We start from the raw sequence: 6,189 nt of genomic DNA, 5'->3' as shown, positions 1-6,189 counted from the left end.
GGCCCCCTGTTGATTTTGGTGTAGGAACTTTAATTATACAGGCTCATATTGAATGGGTCTTTTTTTATTTATTTTGAGTGGTGCACTTAATATTACAATTCGTCAGACAAATAAATTTAATAGCAAGTAAATTAATCCTGCTAATGTTGCTGAGATTGGTAATGTAATAATCCATGTTAAGACGATTTTACGAGCAACGCCCCATTTTACGCCTTTCACACGTTGTGCTGCACCAACACCCATGATAGCTGAAGAAATAACATGTGTCGTTGATACTGGCAAATGAATCAATGTCGCACCGAAGATGATTGAAGCAGATGATAGGTCAGCTGCTACACCATTTACTGGACGAATTTTCATGATTTTACCACCAACTGTTTTGATGATTTTATAACCACCAATTGACGTACCTAGACCCATTGCAAGTGCACAGGCAAAACGTACCCATTCCTGTACCTCATCATCTGATTGCATACCTGCAGCAATTAAAGCCATTGTAATGATACCCATTGCTTTTTGCGCATCGTTTGTACCGTGCGTGAAAGCTTGTAATGCTGCCGTACCAATTTGTACTGTACGGAAGCCTTTATTCGTTTTATATAAATTAAAGCCCTTAAAAATAACTTTAAAGAGTGACATCATCAAGAATCCAACCGCAATCGCGATAAACGGAGATAGAAGTAACGCTTGTAAAATTTTAATAAAGCCTTCGTAGTTTAAAATACCAAAACCTGCTGCGGCAATTGCGGCACCCGCAATCGAACCGATAATTGCATGAGATGAACTTGATGGAATCCCGAAGTACCATGTAATTAAGTTCCATGCAATTGCGGCAATTAATGCTGCTAAAATAACGAGCGTTCCATTTTGAAGAGCAAATGGGTCAACGATATCTTTCGTAATCGCCTTCGCTACACCTGTGAATGTAATCGCACCAACAAAGTTCATGATTGCTGCCATAATAACAGCCGTTTTTGGTGGTAACGCACGCGTTGAAACCGATGTAGCAATGGCATTTGCTGTGTCATGGAAGCCGTTAATAAAGTCAAATGCAAGTGCAAAGACAACGACCAAAAGCGTTAAAAGTATTAGTGTATCCATCTAATCAGCCTGCCTCTTATGCATTTCGCATGATGATTGTTTCCATAGTATTGGCTACTGTTTGGCAATCATCCGCGATATCTTCAAGTTGTTCGTAAATATCCTTATACTGAATAATACGAATTGGATCTGTTTCGTGTAAGAACAGTTGCTTGATTGATTTTCGTAATACTTCATCACATTTTGATTCGTAATCTTTAATTTTAATAGCATTTTCGCGCATCTCAACTAATTTTTTGTTTTGCAATTTCTCCATTGCTAACACAATTTCATCTGAGCTTGCTACGATATTTTCTACGAATCTGTTCATCGAATCGTCTGCTTCAACAATGCCAAACATGTCAAAGTGGGCGATACATTCTTCCATACCGTCTAATACATCATCCATGCTGTTCGCAAGTTGTAAAATATCTTCACGCTCGATTGGCGTCATAAATGATTTGTTTAACATCACGATTAATTCATGAATTAACTTATCACCATCTGTTTCATATTGTTTCATCTGCTTGCTAATCTCAGCTAGATCTTCTTTGTTATGGATGTGGAAATCATTTGCGAAGTGTAAACCTTTTTGAACATTCACTGCAATTTCCGCTAATTTGTTAAAGAATGGATCGTCTTTTTTTCGATTAAACATAAGTTCCTCCTAGAGCTTGTGTGTTTTCTTTTTTATAAAAATGAAGCTGTTTACAGCCTCGTATTTCCTAGTTCAGCGGCGTAGCCCTCTAGCTTTTGTCGCTTGCCTTAGTCATCTTAACAATTTTTTAATTCCGTTGCTTTGAAATTTACATTACTTAATGCAATATTTACAATTCTGTAATATTACCGTTCATTTTTTGGAAAAAATGTTGGTAAATTTAGTATTATTCCTCACAAAATAGCTGAATAAGACTTTAAAAAGATAATATGAATGTCTTTTCAAACAGTATACCCGTTTTTTCATGACATTTCGCCTTTTACAATTTACAAACTAATTTTCAACAAAAAAAGCAGCTCACATTGCTCATGAGACTGCTCTTTTTAAGGAGTTATACCATTAAATGATGGGTTTCATTGTACTTTCCAAGCCACCACTTGCTATCTTTTGTATACATCGTACTAATGCCTCCATTAGATAGCCTTGCATTTTGCGGGAACAGATCATCGTTTTCAACAATTTGAAATAAATTATGAATAACTGCACCATGTGCCACTAAAATAACAGCATCGTTCGGATATTGCTGTTCGATAATGCGTAAACCTTCTTTTAAGCGTGCAATAAAATGTGAAAATGATTCCTGGCCCGGATAATTTTTTCTAGGATACACTTTTGAACGTTCTTCATACGTCATCCCCTCCGCTTGGCCAAATGCACGCTCTTGAAACGCTGATAATTGGGTAATTGGTAACTGAAATGGCTCATTTATAATCGCGGCCGTATCCGAAGCACGTTTCAGGGGGCTCGTAAAAATAGCGACTGCTTTATTGTCATGAAAATAATTTCTACATGCGGTCGCCTGAGCAATGCCACTCGTATTTAATGGTATATCTGTTGCCCCTTGTAAGCGGCCATGGCGATTCCAATCCGTCTCGCCATGTCGTACTACATAGACCTTTGTCATCGCTTTCCACCCCATTTGTTTAGTCACTTCATAGTAACACAAAAATTGGAATTCAGGCATCTTTTCATATGAAAATAGCGCTCTCTAAAGAGAACGCTATTTGTTGATTATGAGCCTTTTTTAAATCCTGCTTTTTGTGCTTCTTCTTCGCTACAAAACATTTTTTCTTCTTGTACATTATCGTAATTATTTGTGCCTGGAAGGAAGTAATTTTTATTACCCTTGGCATTAATATTTCCTTTAATTGTACAAGCCTCATCTGATTTCGTTGATGAATTATTTGTTGAAGATGTTGTTTTAGATTGTGTTTGAGTTGCTTTATTTGTTGATACAGATTTTTCTAATGAGCCATTTTTATCTGGATTTTGTCCTGCTGACCAGCCTGGCACTTTTGATTTTACAAAGCCGCGATTTGTAACATAGCCTGGATATTGCCAAATCCCGCGATTCGCTGCTTTCGCTTCATCCTGCGCCTTATAATAATCATCTAAATGTGCAGCTTGTTTGTTGTAAACATAGCCTACACGTACAAGTCCCTCTTTAATTAGCTGCTCCTGTACACTTTTACCGTCCACATAAACATATGCTAATAAACGTCCGTATTTATCTTCTTTGTCACCCGTTTTATCAAACTCAAGTGACACTACTTCCGCGTTATTAATTAAATCACGATTTCGCTTTTGGGCTTCTTTCCCAAATGGCTGTTCTCCGAGCTGTTTATGATACATTTCTGGTGCATCAATTAATAAAAAACGCACGCTCGATACTTTACCATCATACTTTACCTTCATTGTGTCGCCATCCATGACACTAACAACTTCCACTTGTTCGCCTACTATTTTTTGTTCGTTTGAACCCGTAGTTGATGATGTCAACGTGTTCGGTTCTGTACAACCTGCTAATACAAATAGCGCAGCTGCCACGAATAATCCTATTATTTTTTTCATATAACGTCCTCCCTCTCACTCCGTTTATTTTAACGAATAAAAAAAGGGCTGACAATGCAACCCTTGCGTTTTAAACGAATTCATATTGTGGCAATGTCTCGCCACGTTCTTCTAAATCACGAATTTGGTGTGCTAAACGTGATGATGCCGCCGCTGCAATACTACCGACTAAATCATCTAAAAATGTATGAACCTTGTCACCATCTTTGACATCTAATTTATTAATGATACCGATTTTTTCTTTATCTAAATGGCCATATGTCGTCAGTGAAATACTACCATATGATTGTGCTGCTCCAACCGCAATCGTTTCATCGATTCCAAATAAACTTTCATCTGAAACAATTAGTTGCTGTAATGGCTGTGATAATAAGCCTTTTTCCGCTAATTCATCTAGTTCAATGCCGACTAAAATAGCGTGCTGAATTTCACGTTTCCCTAATACTTTATGCACCGATTGATCACAGTGCTCGATTGTCAGGCCTTTACTATACGGTGCTTGCACAGTATAGACAATTTCGGCGATATCCCGTACAGTCACACCACGACGTTCAAGCGCCTTATATGTGGCTTCTGTTACTTCTTTAGACGGCACTTTTAACGCGCGATTAAACATAAATTAATTCCTTCTTTCTATGTTGCATTTATCTCAATGCTTCCTATTATAACTTACTATGATTGTATGATACAATTCTCCTACAATTGATAAAGGAGGTTTCTTTCGTGGAAACTGGTACCATCAAAGAATTTTCATTTTACAGCGATTCGTTAGCTGAAGAACTAACAATTTATATTTATTTACCTGCAGACTACACCCCAATGATGAGCTATCCTGTCATTATTGCTGCAGATGGCAAAGATTATATCCAGCTTGGTCGTGTTTCAGGAGTCATGAACGAATTGATTGAAAATGGTGATATCGAAGACACCATTTTTGTCGCAATTCCTTATAAAAGTGTCCAAGACCGCCGCGATAAATATTTACCTAGTGGCATTAAACATGAGGCCTATCTAACATTTCTAACAAAGGAGCTCATTCCTTATTTAGACGACAATTATTCAACCGAAGATGCGCCAGAAGCTCGTACATTAATAGGTGATTCACAAGCCGCAACCATTTCACTACTTGCAGCGCTTCGTCATCCTGAAACATTCCACCATGTCATTATGCATTCTCCTTATGTCAATGAAGAAGTAATGGAAATTGTTCGGAATGTACAAAACGTTCAGGACTATACAATCTATCATGCAATTGGCAAAAAAGAAACAGAAGTGCGCACAACTGACCATAAAATAAAAGATTTTCTAACGCCTAACCGCGAGCTACATGCACTAATGGTGGCACGTGAATTTAATTTGTATTATATCGAATTAGAAGGTGACCATACGTGGAAAATGTGGCAGCCTGACCTACACCGCGCCTTCATACAAAACTTTTTGCTGTAATTCCCTATGCTCTCGCTAAATTTTTCGCCGTTTTTCTGTTATACTAAAAATTACGATAACTGTTATTTTAAGGAGGCTTTTTTCATGAATTATGGTATTGTTGCTTTTCCATCAAAAGAATTACAAGATTTTGCGAACTCTTATCGCAAACGTTATGACTCACACTACGCACAGATTCCGCCGCATATTACATTGCGCTCAGCTGGTGAGGCCAACGACACAACGTTACAAGAGCTTGCAGAACAACTGCATGAATCAGCTAGTCAGTTAAAACCGTTTGAAATTCATATTGGAAAAGCGAGTTCATTCTCACCTGTTACAAATGCGATTTATCTAAAAATCAATCCAACACCTGAGCTAGAAAACATCCATGAACTGCTATATAAAGAGCCTTTTGGTGGTCAACCACCACATAAATTTGTGCCACATATTACATTAGCACAAGGGCTATCTGCTAGTGAGCACGATGACATTTTCGGTCAAATTGGGATGGGAAATATCGATTTCACAGAAACAATTAGCCGCATTCATTTACTTTACCAACTAGAAAATGGTTCTTGGTCAGTTTACGAAACGTACCGTTTACGAGGTGAGTAATTTGCAAGATGTCATTGTCAAAATCGCACAATCTGAGCAAGAAAAAGAAGATGCCTTTTTTATTCGAAAAGAGGTATTCGTGAAAGAACAAGGACTTCCATTGCCACTTGAAATGGATGACCTCGATAAAATTGCGACACATATTGTTGCTTATTATAATGAGTCACCAATCGCAGCAAGTCGAATTATCGTTGATGAGAAATCATACAGCGTAAAAGTCGAACGTCTTTCGGTACTACCGAAATTTAGACGTAAGCAAATTGGTGTCCAAATGATGCAGACAATCGAAGCATTTATCCGTGAAAATTTCCCGAATGTCTCTTTAATTAAAATCCATGCACAAATTCATGCGATTCCCTTTTATGAAAAGCAAGGATTTCGCGTCACATCGCCCGAGTTTATGGATAATTATATTCCGCATCGTGCGATTGAAAAAGAAATTTAAACATGCAAAGGCAGAAATCGTTTAGTAACGATTCCTGCCTTTTTTGCGCATA

General features: G+C 37.7%; 8 protein-coding genes. 3 read left to right on the top strand and 5 right to left on the bottom strand.

What is annotated here, in order from left to right:
• Nucleotides 1–102: 102 nt before the first annotated feature.
• From ACFSY7_RS19650 to ACFSY7_RS19630, 5 genes are all read right to left on the bottom strand, one after another.
• Entirely contained in the window at nucleotides 103–1,101 is a 999-nt protein-coding gene (locus ACFSY7_RS19650) for an inorganic phosphate transporter (RefSeq protein ID WP_020189265.1), read from the bottom strand.
• 16 nt (nucleotides 1,102–1,117) lie between these two features.
• Nucleotides 1,118–1,738 carry a DUF47 domain-containing protein gene (locus tag ACFSY7_RS19645; RefSeq protein ID WP_020189264.1) on the bottom strand — a complete coding sequence of 207 codons (621 nt, stop codon included), beginning with the start codon at nucleotides 1,736–1,738 and terminating at the stop codon, nucleotides 1,118–1,120.
• A 391-nt stretch (nucleotides 1,739–2,129) separates the two neighbouring features.
• Nucleotides 2,130–2,702 (bottom strand): histidine phosphatase family protein, encoded by a 573-nt coding sequence (locus ACFSY7_RS19640; RefSeq protein ID WP_380149327.1) that lies wholly within the window; start codon nucleotides 2,700–2,702, stop codon nucleotides 2,130–2,132.
• Between the two features lie 107 nt (nucleotides 2,703–2,809).
• Nucleotides 2,810–3,649 (bottom strand): thermonuclease family protein, encoded by an 840-nt coding sequence (locus ACFSY7_RS19635; protein WP_380149326.1) that lies wholly within the window; start codon nucleotides 3,647–3,649, stop codon nucleotides 2,810–2,812.
• Between the two features lie 70 nt (nucleotides 3,650–3,719).
• Nucleotides 3,720–4,265: a phosphatidylglycerophosphatase A family protein gene (locus ACFSY7_RS19630; RefSeq protein ID WP_380149325.1), complete on the bottom strand. Its 546-nt coding sequence runs from the start codon at nucleotides 4,263–4,265 to the stop codon at nucleotides 3,720–3,722.
• Nucleotides 4,266–4,372: 107 nt separating this feature from the next.
• On the opposite strand from ACFSY7_RS19630, the gene ACFSY7_RS19625 reads away from it, so the two are divergent.
• From ACFSY7_RS19625 to ACFSY7_RS19615, 3 genes are all read left to right on the top strand, one after another.
• The gene (locus ACFSY7_RS19625; protein WP_380149323.1) at nucleotides 4,373–5,095 is read left to right on the top strand and encodes an alpha/beta hydrolase; all 723 of its coding nucleotides are present in this window, start codon (nucleotides 4,373–4,375) and stop codon (nucleotides 5,093–5,095) included.
• A gap of 84 nt (nucleotides 5,096–5,179) precedes the next feature.
• Nucleotides 5,180–5,692, top strand: coding sequence for a YjcG family protein (locus ACFSY7_RS19620; protein WP_380149321.1), 513 nt, complete (start codon nucleotides 5,180–5,182; stop codon nucleotides 5,690–5,692).
• A gap of 1 nt (nucleotide 5,693) precedes the next feature.
• Complete coding sequence (locus ACFSY7_RS19615; RefSeq protein ID WP_020189258.1) at nucleotides 5,694–6,137, top strand: GNAT family N-acetyltransferase; 444 nt, start codon at nucleotides 5,694–5,696, stop codon at nucleotides 6,135–6,137.
• Nucleotides 6,138–6,189 lie beyond the last annotated feature (52 nt).

Source organism: Kurthia populi (assembly GCF_042686175.1).
GTDB classification, from domain to species: Bacteria; Bacillota; Bacilli; order Bacillales_A; family Planococcaceae; genus Kurthia; species Kurthia populi.
This window is presented reverse-complemented; position numbering and strand designations above follow the sequence as displayed.